Source organism: Nostoc sp. NZL (assembly GCF_015714705.1).
Lineage (GTDB): Bacteria > Cyanobacteriota > Cyanobacteriia > Cyanobacteriales > Nostocaceae > Nostoc > Nostoc foliaceum_A.
Window position 1 is genome coordinate 66,130 of sequence record NZ_WBKL01000167.1, and the last position, 24,880, is coordinate 91,009.

Sequence of the window (24,880 nt, forward strand, 5' to 3'; positions counted from 1 at the left end):
TTCTAAGCTTCAGAGACTTGATCAGTTTTAAAACCCTAGCTAACTTTTTAGAGCTTGATAGCTTCTACGTAAAGGCTTTCAAACTTTCTTGACTCCTGATCTATTAATAATTCAGGAGTATTACTCGTGTGAAAATCAACCCTACGTATATCCTTAAATCCAGCTTCTTCAAGCACAACCTTGATTGTTTCAAAATCGTAACAATATTGATGTTCAAATCCTTGCCGAAATACCTCATTCACGATCGCCATGCGTGTTCTAGGTGTTACCTTAGGTCTTCGCTGCATCATCCACTCATGATCGTTAAAGTATCGATCTAGGTAAAGCTCTCCATCAGGAACAGACAGCCTCAAAACCCCACTGGGCTTGAGTACTCTAAAGCATTCTGATAAAAATAATTTGGCGTGGTCAGGGATTAAATGCTCGAAAAAATGTTCTGAAAAGATTCCTTCAAAACGAGCATCTTTAAAGGGCATCTTTCCCATTATGTCAAAAACGTAATCGACCCTGGATTGAAGAAAACCATCACAATTTAGCCAGTCTTCTGTTTGAATGCCTTTATTTCCACATCCTAAGTTGAGAAATCGTGCTTTCGGCTTAATCTTATGTGGATTTCTAATTAATAGCAGATTTGCTACAGATGCTGTAACGTGGTAGAATTCGTTTTTAAGCCAGTATCTTGTGTGTACACTAACCATTAGAATTAAATTCTCCTACGTGAATATACATTTTAAAAATTTCGATTTTTCACAAGCACAAGAGTTAATAAACTAAATCATTTTAAGTTCTTAACACAAAGTACCATAAATAATCATGCACTACCGATCGCTACAGAGGGGTTAGTGAGGGATTAGATGGAGGTTCAATAGTGTTTGAAATTAACAGGCGGCGAAGTCACTCCAAGTGGAACATCACTGAAGACTTTGCTGGGTATATGTTTCTGATGCCCACCATTCTAGTTTTGGGGACTTTCGTAGTTTTACCCATTCTCTATGCCGTTTTTCTTTCCTTGCAAAAAGTTCAACTTCTTGGCGGTATTGAGTACGAATTCATCGGTTTTCGGAACTTCACACGATTAGCTGAAGATGAACGAGTTTGGATTGCTTTGAGAAACACAGCAGAATATGTAGCCATTGTTGTGCCAACTCAAACTATCCTGGCTTTAATTCTGGCCGTAACTCTGAATTCGGGGATTCGTGGTAAAAACTGGTGGCGTATCCTCTATTTTTTGCCGACAGTCACTTCTTCAGCAGTGCTAACACTCATCTTCATGTGGATTTATAACACCGATGGGCTACTAAACGATTTCCTCACTTTTGTCGGGCTACCTACTTATAACTGGTTGGGTGATCCAGCAGTTGCGCTCAAAGGCATTATGATCATGAACATTTGGTCAACCGCGCCATTTTTCATGGTGATTTATCTGGCGGCGTTGCAAGATATACCCCAAACACTTTATGAAGCGGCGGAACTCGATGGCGCAAATGGGTGGCAGCAATTTATCCACATTACTCTTCCCTTGCTGAAGCCTGTAACCTTCTTTGTGGTAGCAGTGGGGGTGATTGGGACTTTTCAACTTTTTGACCAGTCTTACATCTTTTCTGGGGGTACTGGCGGGCCAAACAACGCTACCTTAACTGTGGTGCTGCTAATTTACCAAGCTGTGTTTCGGAATTTACAAATGGGATATGCAGCTGCGATCGCATTTTTGTTAGCAGCAGTAATCATTGCCATCACTTTAATTCAGCAGCGACTTTTTGGAGGCGAACGGATTTGACTAACATCTCTGGCTTATCCTGGCTCAAAGTCTTGTTATACGTCTTGCTAACACTTTATGCGATCATCACCCTAATTCCCTTTCTCTGGGCACTTTCAGCATCATTTAAGCCGCTAACAGAGATTGTTGGTGGTGAACCCAATTTTCTCCCCAAGAATTTTACTTTCGATAACTACAGACAAATCTTTCTCCAAGAACCGCTGTTTTGGCGCTGGTTGTTCAACAGTGTGGTGATTGCCTTCAGCGTCACGCTTTTAAACTTGTTGTTAAATTCAATGGCTGGTTATGCCTTGGCAAGACTACGCTTTGTGGGTAAGGGCTTTTGGTTCTTCTTAATCCTAGCTGTGCTGGCAGTACCGACGCAAATCACCCTAATTCCCACATTTTTGATTTTGAAAGCGATCGGCTGGCTGAATTCTTACCAAGGCATGATTGTGCCCAGCATGGTTAATGCCACTTTTATCTTTATGATGCGGCAGTTTTTCGTTAATTTTCCTAAAGAACTAGAAGAAGCAGCTCAACTAGATGGCTTAAATACCTTTGGAATTTTTCGACATATTGTTTTGCCTTTAGCAAAACCAGCACTGGCGGCGCAGGCAGTTTTTGTGTTCATGGGGAGTTGGAATAATTTTTTACTGCCTATAGTTATCCTATTTGACCCAGAAATGTTTACCCTCCCTTTGGGGCTGAACACCTTCAAAGGTCAATACATCAGCTATTGGAACTACATTATGGCGGCTTCTATGGTCTTTACCCTGCCAGCTTTAGGCATTTACGCCTTTTTTAATCGTTACTTTATTCAAAGCGTCACCTTTACCGGGGGAAAAGGTTAATAGTCATTAGTCATTAGTCATTAGTTAAAAATTCTTCCCCTGCTTCCCCTACCCTCTTTCCCCCTCCCATTCCCCAAACAGTATTTTGGGCAACAAATTGCACTCCTAACGTGATATTGGTATTACAGCGACTCAATCTCTATCTATCAGTTAACAAGCATTATGGGTTTTGCAGACCTATCGATCGCAGAGATAGCAGCCGACTACAGCATTCCTGTAGAAAAAGTGTTTTCTCTGTGCAACCAACTGGGAATCGCCTACAAACACCAAAAGACCCGTTTGGCGTTAGAAGATGCAAAGGCAATTATTTCCCAAATATCATCTGAAACACGCCCAAAAGGTACTAGTGACTTGGTGGGTGATAACGAGGTCATCTGAAGGGTGATCTTGGGCTTTAGCTAATCACTGATAGCTAATGACAAAAAACAATGAGTCATTAGCAATTAGCAGCTTGGAGATTGAGAACCGCTTTCTTAGCTGTGTTGAGCGTCAAAATTTTTAAGGGGAAACATGTTTAGAAGACTAATTGGCGTTGTTATGGCCACTGTTTTACTCTCGTTTCAGTTGTTTGTCGGTAGCGCGACAGCAGTGGAACTGGACGAAGCTACCCGAACAGTGCCATTAAATGCTCAAGGTGATACCGTCGTACTTAGCCTGAAACAAGTCAAAGAAGGTAAACGCTTATTTAATTACGCTTGCGCCCAATGTCATGCTGGGGGAGTTACCAAGGTAAACCAGAACGTAGGACTAACTCCAGAGGATCTGGCACTGGCAACACCCAACCGTAATAACATTGAAGGCTTAGTGGATTACCTGAAAAATCCCACTACTTACGACGGGGAAGAAGAGATTTCCGAAATACACCCCAGTATCAAAAGCGCAGATATTTTCACAGCAATGCGAAATCTGACAGATGATGACTTGGAGGCGATCGCCGGTCATATTCTCTTACAACCCAAAATCGTTGGCACTAAGTGGGGAGGCGGAAAAATCTATTACTAAACCCTGGAATTAGTACTGGGTATTGGGTACTGGGTGCTGGGGATTAGGGATTGGAAAGAAATCAGTCCCTAATTCCTAGCCCCCAATGCCTAGTTTTCAGCAAAATTTAGCTGTTTTCGTTTTCGCAGCAGCACAACAGGTTCCTGGTTGGGGCACGGAAAATTTTTAAAACATTAAGATATTCCTCAAGAAAAATAAAAATCTATAATTTTACCGATTACCTTTATTCACAGGCTTTTTGGGCTATAGCAGTCTAGTATTTATTACTGATTGCACAGCTTTTCTCAATAAATTGCTCCCCATTCTTAAAAAAAAAATGTATCTATGACAGATTGTCATATTTGGCGTTGATTTTATTTAAAATGAGAAAGGAAAAAAAATTGTTTGTTAGGAGAGAGCGATGAAATTGATATCCGCAAGCTTGCGACGCCTTAGTTTAGCTGTGTTAACAATCCTTTTAGTTGTTAGCAGCTTTGCTGTTTTTACTCCCAGTGCTTCGGCTGAAACCTACAAGGTGAAATTGGGTAGCGATAAAGGAATGCTGGCATTTGAACCGAAAAAGTTGACAATTAAACCAGGTGACACAATTGAATGGGTGAACAATAAAGTTCCTCCCCATAATGTTGTGTTTGATGCTGCCAAAAACCCTGCCAAGGATGCCGCTTTAGCAAAATCTCTGTCTCATAAGAATTTGCTGATGAGTGCTGGTCAAAAAGAAACAACCACCTTCCCCGCAGACGCACCTGCTGGTGACTACACCTTCTACTGCGAACCCCACCGTGGTGCTGGCATGGTTGGTACAATCACTGTCGAAGGCTAGAAACCTTGCCGTTGGCACAAGATGATTTATCAGTGAAATTAGCTCATCTCAACATGCCACACTCCTAGAGTGACGCACACAATGGATAAATGGCGGTAACGAGTCCTATCCTCCCCTAAGACGCTAAGTAACCTGTGACGATAGAGGGGTGAACTCGTTACCGCCAATTTTGATCAAATTTGACTTAATCAGGCATTAATCGCGTTTATACTCTTGCTGGAGGCTTGTTGCGAGGAAATTCTGTTGAGAATACTTTTATTAATCCTACTTTTAGCGATCGCTTTATTCAAATTGACATTCATTAGTCCAGCACTAGCTGCCGAAATATCCAATGGTGCTAAAATTTTCGAGGCTAACTGCGCTTCTTGCCATATAGGTGGCGGTAATATCCTCATTAGCCAGAAAACCTTGAAAAAGGAAGCATTATCAAAGTACCTAGAAAATTATAATAGCGACTCAATCGAGGCGATTATTCACCAAGTGCAAAATGGTAAAAATGCCATGCCTGCCTTTAAAAGCAAGTTAACTTCTGAGGAGATTCTGGAGGTAGCTGCTTACGTTTTTCAGAATGCAGAACAAGGCTGGTAAAGTAGCTGTACCGTATACTTCTTGTGGGGTAAGTGTCTCGCCAGCAATTAAAGGCGGGTTAGACACCCACCTCACAAGATTGGAGAATTTTGTTGTTGGAAATACCTAAGTGTATTTATTAGGTATAATCTTCTAATCAACTTCAAATTTAGTTATATCTGACGAACTAACTATAGCCAGTTCGTCAACTGCTAAAAACGATATTTTAAAGATGAATGATCAATTCACAAACTTTATCGTTCATAGCTTTTAGCTTGTTCTTAATCCAAAATCACCCGCTGGTGATTATTTTTCTGGATTAGACTTTTGTCTATTTTCCTTCACTTCACGCAACCGTTCTACTAATTTTCCATCGGATTCAGTAGAGGGTGTAGGCTGAGTCTTATTGACTCTCGGCAGAACTAACGGTTCAGGAGTAGTAGCTGTCGATGAAGGCGTAAGCTGGTTATTTCTGATTTGCAGTTCAGAGAATGGTTTAGAAGTAACAGCTGGTGAGGGCGTAGGTTGATTGCTATTGACTCCCGGTGCAGTTAATGGTTTGAGAGTACCTGTCGGTAAGGACGCAGGCTGGTTATTTCTGATGCGCAGTTCAGATAATGGTTTGGGAGTAGCTGCCGGTGATAACTCAGACTGATTGCCATTGACTCCTGGTGCAGTTAATGGCTTAAGAGTACCTGTCGATGAAGGCATGGACTGGTTATTTCTGATTCGCAGTTCAGGAAATGGTTTAGAAGTAGCTGCTGGTGAAGGGGTAAGCTGATTGTTATTGATTCCCGGTGCAGATAATTGAGTAGTCCCAGTGCTGTTGCTAGTGCTGTTTTGGAAACGCAAGTTAAATGGATAGGAACTAATCTGTTTATCTCCCTTGGGGGATTGCTTGTTAAAGTATTCCCTTGCTTCTAATTGCAATTCACGGGAAACTAACTTGTCTTGAAACTTGATATCTAAGACCTTACCATCAGGATCTACCACTAATACACCCAAAACAGAGCCTTCAAGATTCGGTTTATCGGTGGGTAATGTTTGGCGGATGACTGGTTTTTGTTCAGCGTTGGGGTATTGTTGCTGGACTTCTTTTCTCAGGTTTGCGTAAGAGTCTAGCTGTGCAATTGCCAGTTCAGTTCCTTTCACAGATGAATCGGGTGTCTTGAGCGTGGTGTCCCTAATTAGGGTTAAGCTATCCCCAGTCCTTGGAGTTTGTTTTAAAGAATTTATCAGCGGGTTTTGAGCAATTCTAGACGCATCATTCCCCGCTTGCGTCATCTGTGGAGTCGTATTTCCCTGTGCTGTTGTAATGGGGCTAGTGTCAGATAGATTTGGTGGTTGGGCATTTTGCAGAATATCATCAGGTATTTTCTGCGACTGCAATTCTGGCAATCTATTTATAGCCAGTGGCTTAGGTGCCTCGTATTTGGTGTCAGTGACATTCACACGAGGAACTGATGGAGAGAATTTGGCGCTGTTATTGAATTTAGAACTGTCAAATTTAGAGGCATCAAATCGCAAATTATCACTAGGAATCATCCGCAAAGACTGCCTTGTAGGCAAGGAAGACACCCGATAGTTATTCAATGATGCGGGTAATGGAGGCATTACTAACTGGCTGGATGGCGGTGGTGCCAATGGGGCTAATCCAGTTTGGGCACTAAAGTTGGGAGCAGAAAGTGGCGCTATTGGAGGAAGTTGTTGTAAACCAACTTGGGGCGTGCTTTGCGGCAAACGGCTTTGGTCGGCTTGGCTCAATTCCAAAAGTCCGACGGTTTTGGATGATTCTGTATCTCTGGGTTTGCTAGAATCCATAGGCATCAATGGCACAATCATCGCGATCGCACCGTGAATGCCAAGAGAAGCTATAGCTGCTATCCCAATTGGCTGGCTTAAGATTTCTGGTATATTTTTAAACAAGGAGACGTAAGACATAGCTGTTATCGTTCACTCGGCTCAGTTGTAGTTGACTAGCGATTTTCTCTTTTTGACTATATTGCAAGATATTGCAATATATGCGTCCCTCTAAGGAAATAATAACTTCATATCCTGGCAATTAAAACGCCAAAATTGCCATTTATTCCAGTATTTAATTGATCAATGACGCTGTATCATGTGTTCTAAATTTGAGCTTACTCAAAGAGATATTTGAAAAATTACTACTTTTGATTTCTTATTGTTATGACGCACACAACTAAAATTAATATCTGGGATATTTCTAAAGTTTCGGTGAACACACCAGTCTGATCGCATCACAACATCTGCTGAAGTTGCCTTGTTTCTTCTACTGTTTTTCAGTCAACTACGCTTCTGTAACAGATGGCACACTTGCTTGTACTAGACTAGCCCCTATGTGAAAATACTACCACATTAGCAGTCCTTAAAACTGTTGCAAATTGTACAATTTTATTGACATTCTAGCCTTAAACCCCGCTAAAGCTATTTGGGTTTTTATAAAAGTAGTCAGTCATGCGATCGCAATTTTAACTTTTAACTTCTGACTACTTCTTCGCCAAAAAAGTTCAAACCCTAAATCATTGCAACCAAAATTTAAAATGCCGTTACCGACAGTTATTGTACCTGGATATCTAGAAAGCGCGATCGCTTACCGCCAACTAGAACAATCCCTACAAGAGTTAGATTTTCCAACGGTTACAGTACCACTGCGACGGCGTGACTGGCTACCCACTATTGGAGGAAGACCTATAACGTCAATTCTGCAACAACTCGATCTTACGATCAAGCATACATTGCTGCAACATAATGCTACTCAAGTTAACTTGATTGGTCACTCAGCGGGAGGTTGGATATCCCGTATCTACATGGGAGAAAAGCCTTATTTGGCAAGAGGTAACGTTAAACCATCCCTCTGGAAAGCGTATCCCTTGATTGCTACTCTCATAACCTTGGGTACACCCCATATTAGTCAAGAACGCTGGACTCGCTCCAATCTAGATTTTGTGACCAATAACTACCCAGGAGCTTTTTACAAAAACGTTCGTTACGTTTGTGTAGCTGGCAAAACTATCTTTGGGCAAAGGCGGCCTGGTAGTTGGTTAGCTTACAGTAGTTACCAATTAACTTGTGGTAAGGGCAACACTTGGGGAGATGGAATCACGCCCATTGAAGCTGCTCACTTAGAAGGCGCAGAAAATCTGGTGATTGAAGGTGTGAAGCATTCTCCGAGAAGTCCTGGGATTTGGTATGGTTCACCAGAACCCTTAAAAGCTTGGGTGCAATATTTGATTTAACTGCTAACTTGCGCTATTTTTAACAATCGCCTAGCAATGAATTACTAAGCTAATAGCTAAAGTCGTCTAAAGACGACTAGTAAACGGTTGAGGCTATTAGGCTCAGACTTAAGTCTGAGGCGGGCTAGTTAGCTCATCGCAAATGGTGTAATATATCCGATTTAAAAAACTATAGCGGTTCTAGTTTACGTGAGGTACACCCGTATGGGCAGTGCCGTGCCTCTACACCTAGCAATATAATCTTGTACCGTATCTGAGTGGAAACTATATATTTTATTTGGGTAATGCAACATTTATTAATATTTCTTAGCTAAAATTGTAACTGTAATAAATACCTAGTTAAGAACAGGAGGGGTGAGCTATGCAAAGCACCCAGTTCGATAGGATTTTGCGACGAGTAGCGACGATATTATCGGTCGTGATTCTGACTCTGTGCTTAATTTATATCTCTACCGGAGTTTTGCTGTCTTTTTACTATGAACCGACAGCAGGCGGAGCTTATAACTCATTGAAGATGATTAATACACAACTGCCATATGGCTGGTTGTTTTGGAGAGCGCATGATATTTCTGGTAACGCGATAATTGCGATCGCTCTCATTCAAATTGTGGTGATGTTTTTAGGTCGGCAATTTCGCAAGAGTTGGCTGGCTGCTTGGATTAGTGGGATTTTGTTGACCTTAAGTGCGATCGGGCTGAATTGGACAGCGATGATCCTAGATTGGACTCAGGAAGGATACTGGCGTTTTAACATTGAACTAGGAACCATCGAAGCCATTCCTTTGATTGGTGGACAACTGCGCGACATCCTGACTGGGGGTGGAGCGATTAATACAGTTACTGTCGAACATCTTTACACAATACACAGTTATTTAATTTCCGTGGCGACACTAATTCTTGCCATAGTTCATTTATCTGCTTTACTGTGGCAGGAATGGGAAATGTATCAAGAAGCGCCAAGACCAGAAATTGATAATTTGCAACAACCACCAGAAGGCAAGTTTATTCCTTCCCAAGGATAATAAAGAGTCAAAAGTTAAGAATTTTCCCCTGCCCTCATCCCGCTCATCCCCCAGGAGCCTCACTAGCGGAAAATTGAGACAATTGGGCGAGGGATAGGTCTTCAACCTCCGGTAACTTTTCTAGAGAGAGGGGAGTGGATTGGGTAGCACCAGATAAGCGTTTTAAAAGGCTAGGTCTGGGGTCATGCAACAGGTAAATAATGCGATCGCCAACTTCCCACTCTTGGTTAGCTGGCATTACCTGTAAGCGTTCTTCTCGCTCTACCAATAGTGGTATCAATACCCCAGTCCGAATCTTTTCTTGGATGCGATCGCATTGAGTGGAAAACTCAAACTCATTTAGCGTAGTTGTCCCCAACTTGACTCTTCCATCATTCAAATATTCATTCCAAGTTTTAATCGCTAAGTCTGGGATAAAAGCTTGATTAACTTTATTACTAGCCGAAATATTCGCTTGCGGATCGCGTGGGAAAACAGCTAAGACGCGCGGCGGCTTAAATTCCTCAGCTGCCCTTTGAGCCAAAACAAAATTCACCTCGCCATTACTTGTCATAGCCAAAAAAGTACCCATAGAGGCAAGTCCTGCCTCTTCCAAAACAGCAGCATCCAGCGCACTGCTGGCAATCACCCGCAGATTTTGCGCCTCAGCTTGAACAAGACATTGGGGGTCAGTATCAATCATGACCACGTTTTCTTCTCGTTCTTGAAAGAACCGGGCAATCAAAAGACTCAAGGGATTACAACCCACAATCACTGCCCCAGTTACGTCTTTGGAGGTGATTTGCAGCAATTTAGCAACCCAACCAGCTGTTAGTCCTTGGCAGACAACAGTCATAATAATTGTGAGGAAGACTAAAGCTTTAATGGAATCACCGCCGTTAATGCCACGTTGGGTCAGCGAAATTGCAAAAAAAGAAGCTACGGAGGCGGCAACAATTCCTCTAGGAGCAACCCAGCTTAAAAATAGTTTCTGTCGCCAGTTTAAGTCACTGTTCCACGTACACAAGAGGATATTAATCGGGCGAACGACAAACATTAGTACCAAAACAGTGAATAAACTACCCCAACCCAAAGCAAACACACTGGCAATGGATAAATCAGCAGCTAATAAGATGAATAGCACCGAGACACTGAGAATTGTCAGCTGACCTTTAAAACTCCTTAACAGACGTTCTTCAGGGACTGAGGAGTTAGCAAAGACTGCTCCTGCAACTACTGTTGTCATTACTCCCGATTCACTGCGGATCATTTGCGATAAGGTAAACAAGCTCCAAAGTATTGCCAACACCACTAAGTTTTTTAGCTCAAATGACAGAAAACTGGCGCGTTTGAAAATCAAACTCATCAGATAACCGCCAGCACCACCAATTGCCGCACCAACACCCAGGCGCATGAGTAAACCGACGATCGCATTAATCGGATCAGCATCGCCGTTCAAAATGGTATCGAGGACAACGAAGGCGAGGATAGCTCCTACAGGGTCAATTAAAACCCCTTCTCCTTCCAAGAGTGTTGCTACTTGCCGATCTACATTGATTTGTTTAAGCAAAGGCCCAACCACCGTTGGGCCTGTAACCACAACTATAGAAGCATAGAGAAAAGCTATATTCCAGGGAAATTCACCCAGCCAGTGGGCTGCCATACTCCCACCAAGCAGTGTGATCAGCGTTCCTAGAGTGACGAGCAATTGTAGGCTGACTGAAACTCTACCTAACTCACGTAAATCCAAGTTAAGTCCGCCTTCAAACAAAATGATTGCCGTTGCTAGGGCGACAATAACTTCTAGTCCAGTACCTAGCAAATGGGGATGCAACAGCCCGATGCCATCAGAGCCAAAGAGGATGCCTAACAGCAATAACAAAACGATGCTGGGTATCCGAAAATATGCAGCCAGCACTTGGGCGCTAATGCCTGCAAGGACGGCGATCGCCATCTGTAGGGTAATTTCAAAAGATGCTTCCATGTTGTAGATTTTGAGCGATTTATTTCAAAATCTTTTATAAAAAACCGTAAACATTAACTTTACACGGTACAACATCATACCCTTTGTCCATTGCTGAATTTAGCGTTTTTTCTATCTGGACATCTTTTTAAATCCCCAGCGCCGGACGCTGACGCACCCTGCGGCTTCCCGCAGAAGCGTCTACAGAATTCTTTTTGTGTCTCCATGTCTCTTTGTATCCTCATTCAAGCTTTCGCCTCCACCCAGTTTAGCTGTCACAAACTTTTTTTGGCAAAACCTGTTGACAAAGGCAAGGAAATTGGTTAACTTATAAAAGGTCTGAGTCCGATGCCCCCATCGTCTAGAGGCCTAGGACACCTCCCTTTCACGGAGGTAACGGGGATTCGAATTCCCCTGGGGGTACTTAAAAACAATAAAAAAGCAGGATTATTTCTTGCTATAAATTTACTAAGTAAAAGTGTCATTCAGGAAAAAACCTGAATGACACTTTTACTATACATAAGGTTCATTGCTGGCTAGCTTTTCTACACGTTGGTGAATAGCCAGAAGATTTAACCGCAGGTCTTTGCTCAGGCGATTTTCAATGATTCCCACTGGCATAGTGAGTTTAGGCCAAACTTGAATTGTGTAGCAAAGATTTGTTCCTACATACTCACCGAGAGAATAAGGCTCTAAGCACCAGCTACCAGAAAAGCCTTTAAAATCTCCTTCTACCATGCGGAAATTAATTTCTTTGGGGAAGCATTCTTCCAAATCCAGAACTACCCGCGCACAAAAGTTGAAATTCAGTAAGCGCTGGGAGCCTACTTGCTCAAGTCTAATTCCACCATTGGGATGTTCGATTAGACGACTCTTGGCAAGATTGGGAAGAAAGTCAGGCAAGGCTTCATAATCTGTCAGAACCTTCCAGATTTGTTCCACTGGTTGGGAAATTTGGACTTTGGCACTGATTTGTCGCTTTCGCTCTGCTATTTTCTCAATTTGAACTTCTATGTTAGCTGCCAAAGCGGCTGCATCAGCAGTCAAATCCCCTTCGAGGTTAATGTCATCACTAGGAGACTGGAAATCAGGGTTCTCTGTTGTGTTTTGTTCTTTAGTCACTTTCAGAATTATGGTTTGCTTTCGTCAGAAAATTGGGGCAGAGTCAAGGTGAAGCAAATTTCGCTTTGTTGAGAATCCGAGATTTGAAGACTCTCAACTGCGATCGCTCCATTCAGATGCTGCACTAAAGACTTGACTAGAGCAAGTCCCAAGCCAGTCCCTGGAGTCCAGCGCCCTTTTCCGCGACGGAACTTGTCAAAGATGTAAGTCGCTTCTTCTTGAGAGATGGCACGTCCTGTATTCGTCACCTTTATGATAACTTGATCAATTTGTTGATCAACTCTGTGAGCAGCTTCCAAATGGACGATGGTATCATGCTCTGAGTATTTACAGGCATTAGTTAACAGTTCTTGGAGAATGCGGTCAAAACTCTCTAGTTCAGTTTGCAGTTTTAGCGACTCCTGTGGTAAATCTACAGAAATCTTTAATCCCTTCTCGGCGAGTTTTTTCTCGAAGGATGCTGCTATATCCTGGATTCTAGTATTTAAATCTATAGATTCTAGTTGTGGGGCTTCGTGAGGCGACTCTAGTTTCTGGAGTGTCAACAAGTCATTAATCAAGTTAATTTCCTTTGTACATTCCTGCTCTAGGATATCTATGTATCTAGCCTGACGCTCTGGTGCTATTCCTGGCAAACGTAAGTTCCGAATTGACATTAACATGTTTGTCAAAGGATAGCGCAAGCGATCGCTCATATTACTCAAAAATTCATCTTTGAGTTCATTGAGTTTCCGTAGCTGCTCAACATACTGCCGGGTTCTTTCATGCAATTTTGCCTGGAGTTCCAGACTGCTTTGGAGTTTCGCTGTCCGCTCATCTACCAAAGTTTGGACTTGGCGTAATGTCTGTGACTGAATTATGGCGTTACTTACTTGAGCACAAACCATTTCCACAAGATTTATTTCTGCTGCTTGCCAATTGCGAGTGACAGCTTGCTGTAGCACCAAGAATCCTAAGATTTTACCTTGACTCTCTAATGGCACTAATAATACCGCAGGCAATTCCTCTACTGCAAATAATGGAGCAGCTGACGAGGTATCATTTTGATCTTTATAGTCATCGAAGATTACTGGTTTTCCAGTATCCATGAAGGCACGCTGACATAAACCACATTCCGAAAGCAAGAAAGACTGATCTAAGCTATCTGGTTTAGTAGTGTGGGAAATCTGTGTTGCCTTAGTCCATTCACCGCTTACTCTAGCTTTCGCTTTAGGAATTTGCTTTTTGGCTTGAGTCCTAAAGAGTGGATCTGTATATTTTAGTAGTATAAGCAAACCCCGATCTGCCTGTAGAGATTCAGCAGTAGAGGCTATAACTAACTGGAGCATTTGATTAAGCTCCAAATTACTGCGACTCAGTATAGTTAATTGCTTGATCAAGCTTTGATACTGATTGTTCTTTTGCAGATACTGTTGTTGATGAGTAATTAGTTGAGCTTGTGCTAGGCGAGAAAAAGCGATCGCACAAGCCGACTCCACATCTTTGAGCAGTTGTTTTTCTGATTCACTCCAATCATAGGGTTGGAATTTAATCAGATTAATCACCCCATTATTATTGCCAGCAAATCGGGTGGGAATTGCCAAAACGGCTTTTATCGGTAGTGGCAAATACTGACAGCCAATTACCAGACTATTTTGAATGATGGAAATATCTTCAATAGTTAATGGTTCAGCAGCACATTGCAACACTGGTGAGTGCATAAGCAACTGTTCCATTGAAAACATCTCTTCTGGATGTGGCAACCCTAGATACTCATCAGCACACCAATTAGTAGTAGTCGCTTCGTCGGATGTCTCACCCATTACTGAAACCAAGCAGCAACAATCTACTTGAAAGACAACTCCTAGCAATTGGGCAATATCTTGCAGCATCAATGCCGTCGCCGAGCTATTGGCAATGATTTGGTTAATTTTTTGTACCAACTGGTGGGCAGTTTCTTCCTGATGCTGCATCAGCTTGACTTGGTAAGGTTGTAGTCGATCTATATCATCTACGTACTGTGGCGACGACCATAAAGGCTTTTTCATTCTTGGCACGCCCTTGGATAATAACCCCATTGTTTTTGCACCCAACCTCTTGGCATATTATTCCCCGTTAGTTGTGTTGCTACACCTTGATAATTGACAATTTTTTTATGAATACTTTCTCTCACCTGTTATAGCCCTTTTCTATGGCAGATGGCCAAGTTCCCGCTATTTAAGCAAATTGCTACATAGGTAATGAGATACTTAGGATATTCTAAAATGCCCCAGCCTGATTATTTGTGGCTGCTTTATCTTCTTTATATTGAGATAATTAATTTACTTTGACTTAGAATATCCTGTCTGTAAGTATACATAAACCGTAATTTCTCTGGAATCTAAGCAAAATCCCCCAGCTATAACCGTAATAACACTGAATCTATTTTAAAATTTTTGTAAGATTTTGCTTTTAATTTAGTTCTTAACAATAGGTTTTACTTATTGGAGGAAATAAAGCTAAATTCTGAATGCAGCCCAATTATTTAGTAAAAATAACTGAGCTGCATTGCCTGAATATAAGACTATCCAGCCAAACTCTCGACACTCAGAGGAACCATATCGCCATTCCTCGTCAATCCTAATAACATCGCTTCTTGGGGTTGAATTAGTTGACCTGTGAGTACACAGCGTTCTTCTTGCTGAGCTGTGGCAGCAATACTAGCTCGAATGTCGGTTCGCGAAAATCTAGGCTTCCATTCACCTGATTTTTGCTGGACATAATTCCAAAGGATATCTCGGATCAAAGCTTGATATCCTTGATTGCCAGCTATTTCTTTAAGCTTATCTTTGAGTTCCCGCTCTAGGCGGATGCTGGTGACTTCCATATCGGTAGTTGGGGTGCGAGCGATCGTATGCATCACTATTTCTCCTTAAAGGTATAGACAAGATAGTAATACAAGTGTAGTATGTTTAAAGCAATCTTCAATAGGTGAAATTTTCTGTGAAATCCATTTACCCCATCTCTACTTCAATTTTGTGCGCTACCAATTGCCGAGCCGGTTGGGAATCAGCTGCTATGGAAGTGGAGTATTTATTTATGGGCGATGGTAGCCGGAATCATGGGCAAATCACAGAGGGTAATTATGATTTTAGACATCTCAGCATTAGTGTGCTGATTGCAAAACCAGAACTAGATCAACAAAGCGGGGGGTACAGGCAAAGGAATACTGTACCGATATAAGACCAGAAAGTTTTCCGGTCAATTCTAACCCCCGCTTCACCAAAAACTTGAAGCGGGGGTTTTTTTATAAGGAGTGAAGCTGTGATGATATCTTCCATGCGCGGCGCGAACGCAATGCAAGTGTTAGAGCAATCTGTGGTGGTGTTTTCTCAAAATTACTTGCCACTGTGTCGGATCGATATCAAGCGGGCGATTGTGCTGTTAGTAACAGACAAAGCTCAACCGCTGGGTTTTACCACAGAAAGCGGATGGCGAGTTCACTCACCCAGTTTGGTAATTGATGTGCCAAAACACATTCGCTTAACAGTTACTTCTAATGAGCGGATGTGGAAAGTTCCGCCAGTCAATCGGCGGGAAGTGTTACGACGAGACCATCACAGTTGCCAATATTGCGGTAGCGGCAAACATCTAACGCTAGATCATGTGATGCCGCGATCAAGAGGCGGTTCTCACACTTGGGATAACGTAGTCACAGCTTGTGAGAAATGTAACTCCCGTAAAGGTGACCGCACCTTGTTTGAAGTTGTTATGCAACTGCGTACCAAACCAAAAGCACCAATCCACCCCGCGATTGCTTTTGCCGAACAGTTTTGGATAGATATGCAAGGAAGCCTGGAATAACAGGAGAGCATAAGGAATGCTGAAATTAACTTACACTGAAAGCAGCTTTTATTTGGAATGTGTCACTCTGTCGCTAGAAGAATGGGTAGCGCAGCGAGTAATTTTAGCCCTGCGAGTTGGGCAAAGTTTATGCATTGAACCCAGTACCGCTTCCTTTTTGCTTCCTGTTGATTTGCCAGGGGTAGAAGTGCTTAAGGCTGAGGTAAAAAGAGATGACAGAGGAATCATTGCCCTTTGTGCCTGCGATGCCGAATATATAGAAGTCACCCTGTGGGGTTCTTGGCTATTAGATAGTTCTAAGGATGCTGTCGGTGTGTTCGTTACCACTATGAGCGATCGCGCTGAGTTCTTTTTGCACAAACTTTGGCAAGAAGCTCAAGAGAGCAGTACTTCTGTATTGAGCGAATAAACGAAATAGTCGGGTGAGTAGAATTCCTCACCCTTTATTGTCTCATTTTTAAGAGTTTGGGAATTGTCACAAATCGGTAGCATTTGAGTTTGCTGATGATTTGTGGCAAAACTTTTCCTACCCAAAGAAATGTCGCATTAACATCATTTGGCTTCAGGATATCTAGCATTTACTAAGATTGTCTTTGGGTAGGGACCATCATTAATACAACCATTTTTCCTTGAAATTTAGCTGGGGCTGTAAAGGTAGGGTTTACGACTGGCGAATTAATTTGCCCTTTTGCTGGATGATCTTGAACTTGTGCATGTGCAGTATAGATTTTGCTTATTGGCTAGTTCAACCCAATTGTGGGGAAGTGTCTGGAGCAATACTACAAGCTGTAATCATAGTGGCGATCGCGACAAAACTAATTATCTGTTGTCGCTTGAGGGAGTTGTCTGTCACATCAGGCTTTTAAATATTCACCCAAGAATAACTGTAGTTTTACTTTTCAGAGTGGTTAATTAAGTTCAAACCTAAGTACAGCAACTTTTTTAGACAATTTCAAAAAAATTTTCTGAAACCCCTTGACACCTCTTGTAGTGTTTTGTAGTATAAATGTAGTGAGACGGAAAACAAGCTTCCCAAGAGTCAAAGTTATGTTCTACATAAAACTAAAGGACAGGCGTTGGAATAAACCAGAGTCCCCAATCAAAAAAGCTGCTTTTACTTGTAAATCATCGGCAGTAAAGGCAATAAACGAAAAAATTTCTAAGTTTGCAATCATCAAAACCATTGAATACATCCGTAATACATAACAGGCTTGCTACCTAGAGTTTCGGTTGTTTTCCTAACAGTTTCTAAAAGTAGAAAGTAAATTTTCTGAACCTTGAAAACTAAATAAGAAATGGGCAAGTTCACCAAAATTTTGTGTCTAATACCAATTTAATATGAAGCTGCATAGAAAAGAGCTTCTAAAATAAAGTTATAAGAGGAGATAGATATTACTTGCTCAAATGTTAATTGCTCGAACAATTGTTGTATGCGAGTGCGTAAATCTTGCAAAGAAGAAAAAAGTTCATTTTTGAGAGATTTTTTGAGAAACTGCCAAAGCCTTTCAATTGGATTAAGCTCAGGGGAATGAGGTGGTTGAAGTAGGGGTATAATATTTTCAGGCTAATTAATTGCACAACTTACATGAGCAGGTGCTTGATCAATTTGTAAAATTGCATAATTTGAGCCTAATTGCTGAGATAGCCAATCTATAAATTGTTGAAAATAGTTCCCGTTGAGTTTAGAATATTCTTGCTGGAAATATTTTCCTGTTAATGGTTCAATTGCACCATAAATCCAAAAATTTTCTCGTTCCCATTTAACCGATACAGTTGGCTTGACTCCAGAAGCCGTAATTACTTTTCCTGTCAGAGTTTTTAATCCTACTCTTGTTTCATCCTGACACAAGTAATGAACGCATTTTCCTTGCGCTAGATGAACTTCATGACAATTCAGAATCATACCGAGTTTTTTTTAAACTCAGATACCAACTTAACGCCAGTGCTTGTGGCTTTGAGGACGTGGTACTTTGAGTTTTGCCCCTAATTTATATCGAACTAACGCATACACTGTTGCATATTCAACCTCCAGCCCCTGTTCGAGTTTTAACCACTCTACGATGGCACCATAACTCGCAAACCCTTTACCTGTTTTTAACTCTGACTCCAGTGCCGCGATCGCTCCTGGATGAATTTTTCGTTTTGCACCTGGGGCTTTCTTTATTTTCAATAAACTAGATAGACCACCTGTTCTATACTTCTGTAGCCATCTAGTGATTGTTGAAGTATCTCTTGCCAAGCGGTTTCCAATTTCTTGCTGTTCCTTTATCTGACCGCTTTTTATCCACCACAGCATCTGTAATTTTTCTTTCTGATTTACCAAATTGGCTGTTTGAAGACGTTTTTTGAGTTCTTCTTCACTCTCTGCTATTTCCATCTTAAATGGGCGGCTCATTGCTATTTTAATTTCTTGTTCTTGTTTTCCCTATTATATGCACCTTCATATAAAAATGGTATAAAAACCTAAAAGTTTAAGCACAGATTCAAAAAATCGGGGTGTAGCTCAATTGGCTAGAGCGTTCCGTTGTCTGCGGAAATGTTGCGGGTACCCTGCGGGAAGCAAGCTACAAATCCCGTCACCCTGGTTGTAGTCCTGTAGGCGAATAGTTTAAGCCATCAGCCTCTCAAGCTGAAGATTGCGAGTGCGAATCTCGTCAGGACTCCCAAATGGCTGAGTAGCTAAGTGGTCGAAGGCGTCGGTCTGCAAAACCGATATCGTGAGTTCAAATCTCACCTCAGCCTCTGGTGCGATCGCAGCGTAGCTTAACCAGCAAAGCCCCAGGTTCATACCCTGGTGCGGGTTGCAAATCCCGCCGCTGCCACCAAATGCAGGGATAGTGTAACGGCAACACCTCGTGACTCCAAATCCGATGTTCTAGGTTCAAATCCTAGTCCCTGTGTCAGACAATTTTGGATTAAATTTTTTAATCCAAAATCTACAATTCGGTCAATTATGCCCTCATGGACGAATGGTTAAGTCAGTGTTCTTTCAAAGCACAGATGCGAGTTCAATTCTCGTCGAGGGAATAATTATGGGTCGGTGGCCGAGTTTGGCTGAAGGCGACAGTCTGTAAAACTGTTCTTTTTTGCACGCAGGTACCCTTCCTTCTTGCGCCAACGGGACGCTCCCCGAATGGGAAGCAAGCTACAAATCCTGCTCGACCCACTATGGAGAGGTGGCTGAGTGGCTGAAAGCATCCTCCTGCTAAGAGGAAGCGGGTTTTAATATCCGTCGCAGGTTCAAATCCTGTTCTCTCCGTTTTGAGAGTGTGGTGTAACTGGATAACATCTCAGTCTACGAAACTGAAGACTTGAGGGTTCGATTCCCTCCGCTCTCGTTGTATCAGAGAGATGGTGGAGTGGCTGATTCGAGTTGAATTAAACCAGTTCATAGGGTAATACCCATCTCTCCTTCTATCCCCTAGTAGCTCAGTTGGTAGTTAGCGCCTGTTTGTTCGCGTAGCGTGTCTGAAAGACAAGAACAGGAGGTCGTCGGTTCGATTCCGACCTGGGGGGCTTTCGTTGCCTCATAGCTCAATGGTAGAGCAAGCGGCTGTTAACCGCGCGGTTGTAGGTTCGAGTCCTACTGAGGCAGCCATTCATTGCCGGGTGGACGAATTGGTAAGTCGCATTGCTCTGAACGATGAGGTTGCAGGTTCAATTCCTGTTACCAGCTTGATGCGGGTGTGATGTAATCGCTAGCATCTGAGTATGGCGTACTCAGTGCGTGGGTTCAATTCCGACCAGTATCCACCAAATAAATATGGGGTCATAGCTCAAATGGCTAGAGCGCCTGCCTTGCAAGCAGGAGGTTATGGGTTCAAGTCCCATTGGTTCCACTGATGGTGTCTGAAGCCAAAGTGGTCGAGGCGCTGGTTTGTGGAACCAGTCATAGCGGGTACCCTTCGGGAACGCTTACGCGAACAAGTCCCGTCAGGCACCCTTGAATGGAAGATGCCGCTGTAGGCGATAGCCTTCTCGAAGAGTATGGACGGCAACTGGTCTTGAAAACCAGGTACAGCAAACTGTAGGGGTACCCTACGGGAAGCAAGCTACGATTCCTCCATCTTCCTCTTTTCCACCTGAAGCCGAAAAGCGAGGCGCTGTGCTGATAACACAGAAATAGGAGGGGCAGTACCTCCCTGGTGGATTTATATTTAGCGTTGTATAAAAAAGCTTGCGATGTTAATACGATCGCACTTGCTCATTTCTTTTTCAAATTAACTAGGGTGGTTGGCATACCGGCTGTGCACATAGCTCTTAACCCGCAGAAATAGGTTCGACCCCTATACCACCCATTTATGAATAGCAACTAGCGATCGCTAGTTCAGCATGTTGCAATAATATATCTTTATCCAAAGCATGTACGGGATATTGCGGTGTTACTGCCAGTAGTTTATCGATTCTTTCTCTGGCTGCTTCCACTAATGATTCGTCTAAGCTACCCTTGGTTAGAGAATCAACAAAATCTTCAGCAATCTGATAAGTTCTTTCAATTGATGATGAATTAATGTTGCGCGAGACAATAAACAAGTCGCAGCCTGCATGAAATGACCGCGCCACAGTACCAGCTTTAATAAACATATCTGAGATAGCTTTCATATCCAAGTCGTCAGATACAACTACTCCCTCAAAGCCAAGTTCCCTTCTAAGTATGGTTTTGAGGATAGTTTGGGAAAGGGTTGCTGGTACATCAGCATCTATCCTGGGAAATAAAATATGGGCAGTCATGATTAAAGGAATCTGTACTTCGATTAAAGCTCTAAAAGGTATAAGTTCTCGAATTCGCAGGTCTTCTAGAGTTAAATTCAGTATTGGTAGCTCAATGTGAGAGTCCTTGCTAGTGTCTCCATGTCCGGGGAAGTGTTTGGCACATCCCAAAATTCCTGACTCTTGAAGTCCAAGGTAGTAGTCACGGGCACCTTGAGTAGCAGTTTCGGGAGTGTTACCAAAGGCACGAGGCCCAATAATGGGATTGTGGGGATACGAAAAAATATCTGCTATAGGTGCCCAAGATAAATTGATTCCCAGTGATTTTAGCTCTAATGCTGTGGCTTTTGCTACTTCACGGGCGTGCGATCGCAGCAATAACGCATGAGGAAACCGCGTAATCGGCTGTGGTGTGCGAATGACACGACCTCCTTCATGATCCAGAGTCATAAACATTAAATCACGTTCAGTATATTTTCGTATTTGACTGGTCAAATCTTTAAAGCTTTCCAGCCAAACTTGATATGGGGTACCATCCAAAAAGTTCTTCGCAAAAAAGATCACCCCGATCGGTCTCAATTCATTGAGTGCACGTTTATCATCATCGCTTAATGTAGTGCCGGAAATACCTAGAATCAGGTGATGTCCAAAGCGCCTTAGCTCCTGCGATACACTCATAATCTTTTACCTATAAGTTGTGCGGTAAACAACAGAGTTGTTCAACCTAGAGGACATAAACCTTTATCCTACATCCTTATGGAGAGTGGCGAGCTTTCAAACAGAGGTTTTTATTCTAGTTTCCATGCCGAGTATGGGAATATCTTTTAGAGGCTGCGACCTAAGATAATTAAGCCAAAATATTCAGCATAATTACTGGTGCTACTAGAGATTAGTTTTCCCACAAAAGCATTCTGCTGTTTCAATAGATATTTGCTCTGTTGCGCCATCAAACAACTCCATAATGACTCAGAATTGTTGCTAATATATACTAACTACTTAACAGTCAAAATACTTAAATTAAAGCATAGGTGGTCTTAATTTTTACTTTATTGATGTATTCACTGTAGGGAAATATATCTTAAATTAACTAGCAGTCTTCAACTAATACCCTAAATATTTCCTCAGAGTAAATATACGACTTAGCAAAGAAATCAACTACTTTAAGACAATATTTAGGATTAGCTATTTCCAGTCAAAGGAATTACTTTTGTTTCCCTAAATTTCTTACCCATAAATCTAGATAAAATGTTCGCCAAAACCTATTAGCAACAATGGTGTTGGCAATTATGTTGGGTAGGTGCGCGTAGGTAAAATTCCCTTTGGTAAAAGTTTTTTGGGGAAGCGATCGCACAATGACTGCCAAATGTAACGGTTTGCAACGTATAATGAGAATCAACAAAACCATTAAGAAATATTGAAGGGCATTAAGGTTAAATGCGAGTAGCGATCGCGGGTGCTGGTCTAGCAGGACTTTCCTGCGCGAAATATCTCACGGACGCAGGTCACACTCCCATTGTCTTGGAAAGCCGGGACGTATTGGGTGGGCTGGTTGCGGCGTGGAAAGACTCTGACGGCGACTGGTACGAAACCGGGTTACACGCCTTCTTTGGGGCATATCCTAATATGCTCCAATTGCTCAAAGAGTTGGGCATTGAAGACAGACTCCAGTGGAAAGAGCATACACTGATTTTCAATCAACCAGACAAGCCTGGGACACTCTCACGTTTTGATGTTCCAGATATTCCATCACCTTTCAACGTTATTGCATCGATTCTTCGCAACAAAGACATGTTGACTTGGGAGCAGAAGATTCGATTTGCAGTTGGCCTACTTCCAGCAGTGGTTCGGGGTCAAAAGTATGTTGAAGACATGGACAAGTACAGCTTCTTAGAGTGGTTGAAAAGGCAAGGTGTTGACGAGCGGGTAACTAGTGACGTTTTTATCGCCGCATGTAAAGCCCTCACCTTTATCAACCCTGATGAAGTTTCGGCAACGATTTTGTTAACTGCACTGAATCGCTTTCTGCAAGAACGATATGGCTCCAAAATTGCATTTTTGGATGGTTCTCCCACAGAACGTCTATGCAGCCCGATCGTAGATTACATCACAGAACGCGGTGGAGAAGTGCGATTGAATGCCCCCTTAAAAGAGATTTTGCTCAACGCCGATGGCACGGTGAAAGCATACTTGATTCGAGGGTTAAATGGTGCAGAAGATGAAGTTTTTACGGCTGATGCCTATGTATCTGCCATGTCAGTTGATCCTTTAAAGGTCATGTTGCCTAAATCTTGGAAGCAAATGGAGTTTTTCCAGAAGCTAGAAGGTTTGGAAGGAGTACCAGTGATTAACCTGCATTTGTGGTTTGACCGGAAACTTACAGAAATTGATCACTTGCTTTTTTCGCGATCGCCCCTCCTAAGCGTTTATGCTGATATGAGCAATACCTGCCGTGAATACGCCAACCCCAATCGCTCAATGCTGGAATTAGTTCTAGCTCCGGCAAAAGATTGGATTGCCAAATCTGATGAGGAGATTGTGGCTGCAACGATTGCCGAGTTAGAAAAACTTTTCCCCGACCACTTTGGGGGAGACAATCCAGCAACATTGCTGAAATCTCATGTGGTGAAAACGCCGCGTTCAGTTTACAAAGCGACCCCTGGTCGTCAACAGTACCGTCCCGCACAAGTTACGCCCATTGCCAACTTCTATCTCGCCGGAAGTTATACCATGCAACGCTACTTAGGCAGTATGGAAGGTGCCGTACTTTCTGGTAAGCTGACAGCGCAGGCAATTTCTGAGGCTCTCCCGGTAGCAAATTCCTCAAACCTGCAAACGCTCACCCGACCGCCCGCAACGAATGCTGCAACTGCCTGATTCCCCCCCGCGCATGAAAACGCTGGTCTCTGTAGACGAGTCCTACAAACTTTGTCGGGATCTCACAGCAAAGTATGCCAAGACTTTTTACCTGGGTACTTTGCTCATGAGTCCGGTAAAACGTCAATCTATTTGGTCAATTTATGCTTGGTGTCGCCGTACAGATGAATTGGTGGATGGGCCCGCATCTGCTATTACCACGCCAGAAACCCTAGACCTATGGGAACAGCAGCTGGAATCGATTTTTGCGGGACGCCCATTAGAAAATTACGATGTCGCTTTAGTTGATACCCTCCAGCGCTTTCCGATGGACATTCAGCCCTTTCGGGATATGATTGCCGGTCAACGTATGGACTTATATCGCAGTCGTTATGAAACCTTTGAGGACTTATACCTCTACTGTTACCGCGTTGCTGGCACTGTTGGCTTAATGTCAACAGAAGTCATGGGTGTGGATAGCACCATATACACCGCTCCGTGGCATCAGAACAAACAACCATATCTTCCCACAGAAGAAGCGATCGCTCTGGGAATTGCCAATCAACTCACTAACATCCTGCGGGATGTGGGAGAAGATGCCAAACGGGGGCGGATCTACATTCCCCTTGAGGACTTGGAAAAATTCAACTACACCGAGCAAGACTTCTTCAAAGGTGTGGTAGATGATCGTTGGCGGGCGCTGATGCGCTTTCAAATCGATCGGGCCCGCCAATTCTATAGCACATCCGATCAGGGAATTACTTATTTAGCATCCGACGCCCGTTGGCCTGTATGGGCAGCATCAATGCTGTACGGTCAGATTTTGGAGGTGATTGAACGCAACGATTATGATGTGTTCAGTCAGCGCGCTTACGTTCCCCAGTGGAAAAAGTTACGCACTTTGCCCTTAGCTTGGATGCGATCGCAAGTCCTTTGAGAAATTAGTCATTTGTCGTTACCGAAGACAAATGACTATTGACTCTTAAAAGCAAGTCTGGTAACATTGATATTCGTGAGTCATGGAGAGGTGGCTGAGTGGTCGAAAGCGGCAGATTGCTAATCTGTTGTACGGCAGGCAACTCCGTACCGAGGGTTCGAATCCCTCCCTCTCCGTTTTACAGCTTTTAATACACAGAGCATATACTGTGTATAAC

At 42.7% G+C, this 24,880-nt stretch carries 24 protein-coding genes, 15 tRNA genes and 1 pseudogene; 28 read left to right on the forward strand and 12 right to left on the reverse strand.

Annotation, left to right across the window (positions count from 1 at the left end):
* Window positions 1–47 precede the first annotated feature (47 nt).
* A complete protein-coding gene (locus F8R90_RS24570; protein WP_196512859.1) occupies window positions 48–698 on the reverse strand; it encodes a class I SAM-dependent methyltransferase in 651 nt (216 codons plus the stop codon).
* Between the two features lie 170 nt (window positions 699–868).
* On the opposite strand from F8R90_RS24570, the gene F8R90_RS24575 reads away from it, so the two are divergent.
* From F8R90_RS24575 to petJ, 6 genes are all read left to right on the forward strand, one after another.
* On the forward strand, window positions 869–1,777 hold the full coding sequence (locus F8R90_RS24575; protein WP_196512860.1) for a carbohydrate ABC transporter permease: 909 nt from the start codon (window positions 869–871) through the stop codon (window positions 1,775–1,777).
* Window positions 1,774–2,610, forward strand: a complete 837-nt coding sequence (locus F8R90_RS24580) for a carbohydrate ABC transporter permease (RefSeq protein ID WP_196512861.1) — start codon at window positions 1,774–1,776, stop codon at window positions 2,608–2,610. Before F8R90_RS24575 ends, F8R90_RS24580 begins: the two co-directional genes overlap by 4 nt.
* Window positions 2,611–2,772: 162 nt before the next feature.
* Complete coding sequence (locus F8R90_RS24585) at window positions 2,773–2,988, forward strand: hypothetical protein (RefSeq protein ID WP_190891030.1); 216 nt, start codon at window positions 2,773–2,775, stop codon at window positions 2,986–2,988.
* A gap of 132 nt (window positions 2,989–3,120) precedes the next feature.
* Window positions 3,121–3,612: a photosystem II cytochrome c-550 gene (gene psbV / locus F8R90_RS24590; protein WP_196512862.1), complete on the forward strand. Its 492-nt coding sequence runs from the start codon at window positions 3,121–3,123 to the stop codon at window positions 3,610–3,612.
* A gap of 400 nt (window positions 3,613–4,012) precedes the next feature.
* Window positions 4,013–4,432, forward strand: a complete 420-nt coding sequence (gene petE / locus F8R90_RS24595) for a plastocyanin (protein ID WP_190891035.1) — start codon at window positions 4,013–4,015, stop codon at window positions 4,430–4,432.
* Between the two features lie 243 nt (window positions 4,433–4,675).
* Window positions 4,676–5,020, forward strand: a complete 345-nt coding sequence (gene petJ, locus F8R90_RS24600) for a cytochrome c6 PetJ (protein WP_190891037.1) — start codon at window positions 4,676–4,678, stop codon at window positions 5,018–5,020.
* Window positions 5,021–5,305: 285 nt separating this feature from the next.
* Here the strand turns inward: petJ and F8R90_RS24605 are convergent, their stop codons facing one another.
* A complete protein-coding gene (locus F8R90_RS24605; protein WP_196512863.1) occupies window positions 5,306–6,940 on the reverse strand; it encodes a hypothetical protein in 1,635 nt (544 codons plus the stop codon).
* Between the two features lie 620 nt (window positions 6,941–7,560).
* On the opposite strand from F8R90_RS24605, the gene F8R90_RS24610 reads away from it, so the two are divergent.
* Together F8R90_RS24610 and F8R90_RS24615 are read left to right on the forward strand one after the other, a co-directional pair.
* A complete protein-coding gene (locus tag F8R90_RS24610) occupies window positions 7,561–8,256 on the forward strand; it encodes an esterase/lipase family protein (RefSeq protein WP_196512864.1) in 696 nt (231 codons plus the stop codon).
* Window positions 8,257–8,617: 361 nt separating this feature from the next.
* Window positions 8,618–9,277, forward strand: coding sequence for a cytochrome b N-terminal domain-containing protein (locus tag F8R90_RS24615; protein WP_196512865.1), 660 nt, complete (start codon window positions 8,618–8,620; stop codon window positions 9,275–9,277).
* A 43-nt stretch (window positions 9,278–9,320) separates the two neighbouring features.
* On the opposite strand, the gene F8R90_RS24620 is transcribed toward F8R90_RS24615, so the two are convergent.
* Entirely contained in the window at window positions 9,321–11,240 is a 1,920-nt protein-coding gene (locus tag F8R90_RS24620; RefSeq protein ID WP_196512866.1) for a cation:proton antiporter, read from the reverse strand.
* Window positions 11,241–11,569: 329 nt separating this feature from the next.
* Here F8R90_RS24620 and F8R90_RS24625 point away from each other — a divergent pair.
* Window positions 11,570–11,642: transfer RNA gene (locus tag F8R90_RS24625), tRNA-Glu, on the forward strand.
* Between the two features lie 90 nt (window positions 11,643–11,732).
* On the opposite strand, the gene F8R90_RS24630 is transcribed toward F8R90_RS24625, so the two are convergent.
* From F8R90_RS24630 to F8R90_RS24640, 3 genes are all read right to left on the reverse strand, one after another.
* On the reverse strand, window positions 11,733–12,341 hold the full coding sequence (locus F8R90_RS24630; RefSeq protein ID WP_196512867.1) for an SRPBCC family protein: 609 nt from the start codon (window positions 12,339–12,341) through the stop codon (window positions 11,733–11,735).
* Between the two features lie 8 nt (window positions 12,342–12,349).
* Window positions 12,350–14,368 carry a GAF domain-containing sensor histidine kinase gene (locus tag F8R90_RS24635; protein WP_230966783.1) on the reverse strand — a complete coding sequence of 673 codons (2,019 nt, stop codon included), beginning with the start codon at window positions 14,366–14,368 and terminating at the stop codon, window positions 12,350–12,352.
* Between the two features lie 515 nt (window positions 14,369–14,883).
* Entirely contained in the window at window positions 14,884–15,219 is a 336-nt protein-coding gene (locus F8R90_RS24640; RefSeq protein WP_190891054.1) for a hypothetical protein, read from the reverse strand.
* 71 nt (window positions 15,220–15,290) lie between these two features.
* Here F8R90_RS24640 and F8R90_RS24645 point away from each other — a divergent pair, with 71 nt between their 5' ends.
* From F8R90_RS24645 to F8R90_RS24655, 3 genes are all read left to right on the forward strand, one after another.
* Window positions 15,291–15,542 (forward strand): hypothetical protein, encoded by a 252-nt coding sequence (locus F8R90_RS24645; protein WP_196512869.1) that lies wholly within the window; start codon window positions 15,291–15,293, stop codon window positions 15,540–15,542.
* A gap of 84 nt (window positions 15,543–15,626) precedes the next feature.
* Window positions 15,627–16,163: an HNH endonuclease gene (locus tag F8R90_RS24650; protein ID WP_442946759.1), complete on the forward strand. Its 537-nt coding sequence runs from the start codon at window positions 15,627–15,629 to the stop codon at window positions 16,161–16,163.
* A 16-nt stretch (window positions 16,164–16,179) separates the two neighbouring features.
* Window positions 16,180–16,572, forward strand: a complete 393-nt coding sequence (locus F8R90_RS24655) for an alr0857 family protein (protein ID WP_196512870.1) — start codon at window positions 16,180–16,182, stop codon at window positions 16,570–16,572.
* 643 nt (window positions 16,573–17,215) lie between these two features.
* Here F8R90_RS24655 and F8R90_RS33550 read toward each other — a convergent pair.
* From F8R90_RS33550 to F8R90_RS24670, 3 genes and pseudogenes are all read right to left on the reverse strand, one after another.
* Window positions 17,216–17,347: a hypothetical protein gene (locus F8R90_RS33550; RefSeq protein WP_269141793.1), complete on the reverse strand. Its 132-nt coding sequence runs from the start codon at window positions 17,345–17,347 to the stop codon at window positions 17,216–17,218.
* A 149-nt stretch (window positions 17,348–17,496) separates the two neighbouring features.
* Window positions 17,497–18,066: pseudogene (locus tag F8R90_RS33125) on the reverse strand (IS630 family transposase).
* A 30-nt stretch (window positions 18,067–18,096) separates the two neighbouring features.
* Window positions 18,097–18,558, reverse strand: coding sequence for a helix-turn-helix domain-containing protein (locus tag F8R90_RS24670; RefSeq protein WP_196512872.1), 462 nt, complete (start codon window positions 18,556–18,558; stop codon window positions 18,097–18,099).
* 97 nt (window positions 18,559–18,655) lie between these two features.
* Between F8R90_RS24670 and F8R90_RS24675 the strand changes: the two genes are divergently transcribed.
* From F8R90_RS24675 to F8R90_RS24735, 13 genes are all read left to right on the forward strand, one after another.
* Window positions 18,656–18,748: transfer RNA gene (locus F8R90_RS24675), tRNA-Asp, on the forward strand.
* 4 nt (window positions 18,749–18,752) lie between these two features.
* Window positions 18,753–18,829, forward strand: a tRNA-Glu gene (locus F8R90_RS24680).
* Window positions 18,830–18,832: 3 nt separating this feature from the next.
* A tRNA-Cys gene (locus tag F8R90_RS24685) sits at window positions 18,833–18,905 on the forward strand.
* A gap of 10 nt (window positions 18,906–18,915) precedes the next feature.
* Window positions 18,916–18,988 (forward strand) — tRNA-Met (locus F8R90_RS24690).
* Window positions 18,989–18,991: 3 nt separating this feature from the next.
* Window positions 18,992–19,063 (forward strand) — tRNA-Trp (locus F8R90_RS24695).
* Window positions 19,064–19,119: 56 nt separating this feature from the next.
* A tRNA-Glu gene (locus tag F8R90_RS24700) sits at window positions 19,120–19,190 on the forward strand.
* Between the two features lie 143 nt (window positions 19,191–19,333).
* Window positions 19,334–19,422 (forward strand) — tRNA-Ser (locus F8R90_RS24705).
* 4 nt (window positions 19,423–19,426) lie between these two features.
* Window positions 19,427–19,501 (forward strand) — tRNA-Arg (locus F8R90_RS24710).
* Window positions 19,502–19,581: 80 nt separating this feature from the next.
* A tRNA-OTHER gene (locus F8R90_RS24715) sits at window positions 19,582–19,679 on the forward strand.
* Window positions 19,680–19,686: 7 nt separating this feature from the next.
* Window positions 19,687–19,761, forward strand: a tRNA-Asn gene (locus tag F8R90_RS24720).
* Between the two features lie 11 nt (window positions 19,762–19,772).
* Window positions 19,773–19,836: transfer RNA gene (locus F8R90_RS24725), tRNA-Gln, on the forward strand.
* Between the two features lie 92 nt (window positions 19,837–19,928).
* Window positions 19,929–20,002, forward strand: a tRNA-Ala gene (locus F8R90_RS24730).
* A 388-nt stretch (window positions 20,003–20,390) separates the two neighbouring features.
* A tRNA-OTHER gene (locus F8R90_RS24735) sits at window positions 20,391–20,461 on the forward strand.
* Window position 20,462: 1 nt separating this feature from the next.
* On the opposite strand, the gene nagZ is transcribed toward F8R90_RS24735, so the two are convergent.
* From nagZ to F8R90_RS24745, 3 genes are all read right to left on the reverse strand, one after another.
* Complete coding sequence (gene nagZ / locus F8R90_RS24740) at window positions 20,463–21,551, reverse strand: beta-N-acetylhexosaminidase (RefSeq protein ID WP_196512873.1); 1,089 nt, start codon at window positions 21,549–21,551, stop codon at window positions 20,463–20,465.
* Window positions 21,552–21,697: 146 nt separating this feature from the next.
* Window positions 21,698–21,820, reverse strand: coding sequence for a hypothetical protein (locus F8R90_RS33555; RefSeq protein ID WP_269141794.1), 123 nt, complete (start codon window positions 21,818–21,820; stop codon window positions 21,698–21,700).
* A gap of 254 nt (window positions 21,821–22,074) precedes the next feature.
* Complete coding sequence (locus F8R90_RS24745) at window positions 22,075–22,278, reverse strand: hypothetical protein (RefSeq protein ID WP_196512874.1); 204 nt, start codon at window positions 22,276–22,278, stop codon at window positions 22,075–22,077.
* A 29-nt stretch (window positions 22,279–22,307) separates the two neighbouring features.
* Here F8R90_RS24745 and pds point away from each other — a divergent pair, with 29 nt between their 5' ends.
* The 3 genes from pds to F8R90_RS24760 all read left to right on the forward strand — a co-directional run bounded on the left by pds (window position 22,308) and on the right by F8R90_RS24760 (window position 24,839).
* The gene (gene pds, locus F8R90_RS24750; protein ID WP_196512875.1) at window positions 22,308–23,747 is read left to right on the forward strand and encodes a 15-cis-phytoene desaturase; all 1,440 of its coding nucleotides are present in this window, start codon (window positions 22,308–22,310) and stop codon (window positions 23,745–23,747) included.
* Complete coding sequence (crtB, locus tag F8R90_RS24755; RefSeq protein WP_190891065.1) at window positions 23,731–24,663, forward strand: 15-cis-phytoene synthase CrtB; 933 nt, start codon at window positions 23,731–23,733, stop codon at window positions 24,661–24,663. Before pds ends, crtB begins: the two co-directional genes overlap by 17 nt.
* 84 nt (window positions 24,664–24,747) lie before the next feature.
* A tRNA-Ser gene (locus tag F8R90_RS24760) sits at window positions 24,748–24,839 on the forward strand.
* Window positions 24,840–24,880: the final 41 nt, after the last annotated feature.

Excerpts from the sequence above, each read along its gene's own strand:
- F8R90_RS24605 (WP_196512863.1), bottom strand. The coding sequence starts at position 6,940 with ATGTCTTACGTCTCCTTGTTTAAAAATATACCAGAAATCTTAAGCCAG.
- F8R90_RS24570 (WP_196512859.1), bottom strand. The coding sequence starts at position 698 with ATGGTTAGTGTACACACAAGATACTGGCTTAAAAACGAATTCTACCAC.
- pds (WP_196512875.1), top strand. The coding sequence starts at position 22,308 with ATGCGAGTAGCGATCGCGGGTGCTGGTCTAGCAGGACTTTCCTGCGCG.
- F8R90_RS24745 (WP_196512874.1), bottom strand. The coding sequence starts at position 22,278 with ATGGTTTTGTTGATTCTCATTATACGTTGCAAACCGTTACATTTGGCA.
- F8R90_RS24620 (WP_196512866.1), bottom strand. The coding sequence starts at position 11,240 with ATGGAAGCATCTTTTGAAATTACCCTACAGATGGCGATCGCCGTCCTT.
- F8R90_RS24585 (WP_190891030.1), top strand. The coding sequence starts at position 2,773 with ATGGGTTTTGCAGACCTATCGATCGCAGAGATAGCAGCCGACTACAGC.
- F8R90_RS24615 (WP_196512865.1), top strand. The coding sequence starts at position 8,618 with ATGCAAAGCACCCAGTTCGATAGGATTTTGCGACGAGTAGCGACGATA.
- petE (WP_190891035.1), top strand. The coding sequence starts at position 4,013 with ATGAAATTGATATCCGCAAGCTTGCGACGCCTTAGTTTAGCTGTGTTA.
- crtB (WP_190891065.1), top strand. The coding sequence starts at position 23,731 with ATGCTGCAACTGCCTGATTCCCCCCCGCGCATGAAAACGCTGGTCTCT.
- nagZ (WP_196512873.1), bottom strand. The coding sequence starts at position 21,551 with ATGAGTGTATCGCAGGAGCTAAGGCGCTTTGGACATCACCTGATTCTA.
- F8R90_RS24610 (WP_196512864.1), top strand. The coding sequence starts at position 7,561 with ATGCCGTTACCGACAGTTATTGTACCTGGATATCTAGAAAGCGCGATC.
- F8R90_RS24650 (WP_442946759.1), top strand. The coding sequence starts at position 15,627 with ATGATATCTTCCATGCGCGGCGCGAACGCAATGCAAGTGTTAGAGCAA.
- F8R90_RS33555 (WP_269141794.1), bottom strand. The coding sequence starts at position 21,820 with ATGGCGCAACAGAGCAAATATCTATTGAAACAGCAGAATGCTTTTGTG.
- F8R90_RS24655 (WP_196512870.1), top strand. The coding sequence starts at position 16,180 with ATGCTGAAATTAACTTACACTGAAAGCAGCTTTTATTTGGAATGTGTC.
- F8R90_RS24640 (WP_190891054.1), bottom strand. The coding sequence starts at position 15,219 with ATGCATACGATCGCTCGCACCCCAACTACCGATATGGAAGTCACCAGC.
- F8R90_RS33550 (WP_269141793.1), bottom strand. The coding sequence starts at position 17,347 with ATGGTTTTGATGATTGCAAACTTAGAAATTTTTTCGTTTATTGCCTTT.
- F8R90_RS24670 (WP_196512872.1), bottom strand. The coding sequence starts at position 18,558 with ATGAGCCGCCCATTTAAGATGGAAATAGCAGAGAGTGAAGAAGAACTC.
- psbV (WP_196512862.1), top strand. The coding sequence starts at position 3,121 with ATGTTTAGAAGACTAATTGGCGTTGTTATGGCCACTGTTTTACTCTCG.
- F8R90_RS24635 (WP_230966783.1), bottom strand. The coding sequence starts at position 14,368 with ATGAAAAAGCCTTTATGGTCGTCGCCACAGTACGTAGATGATATAGAT.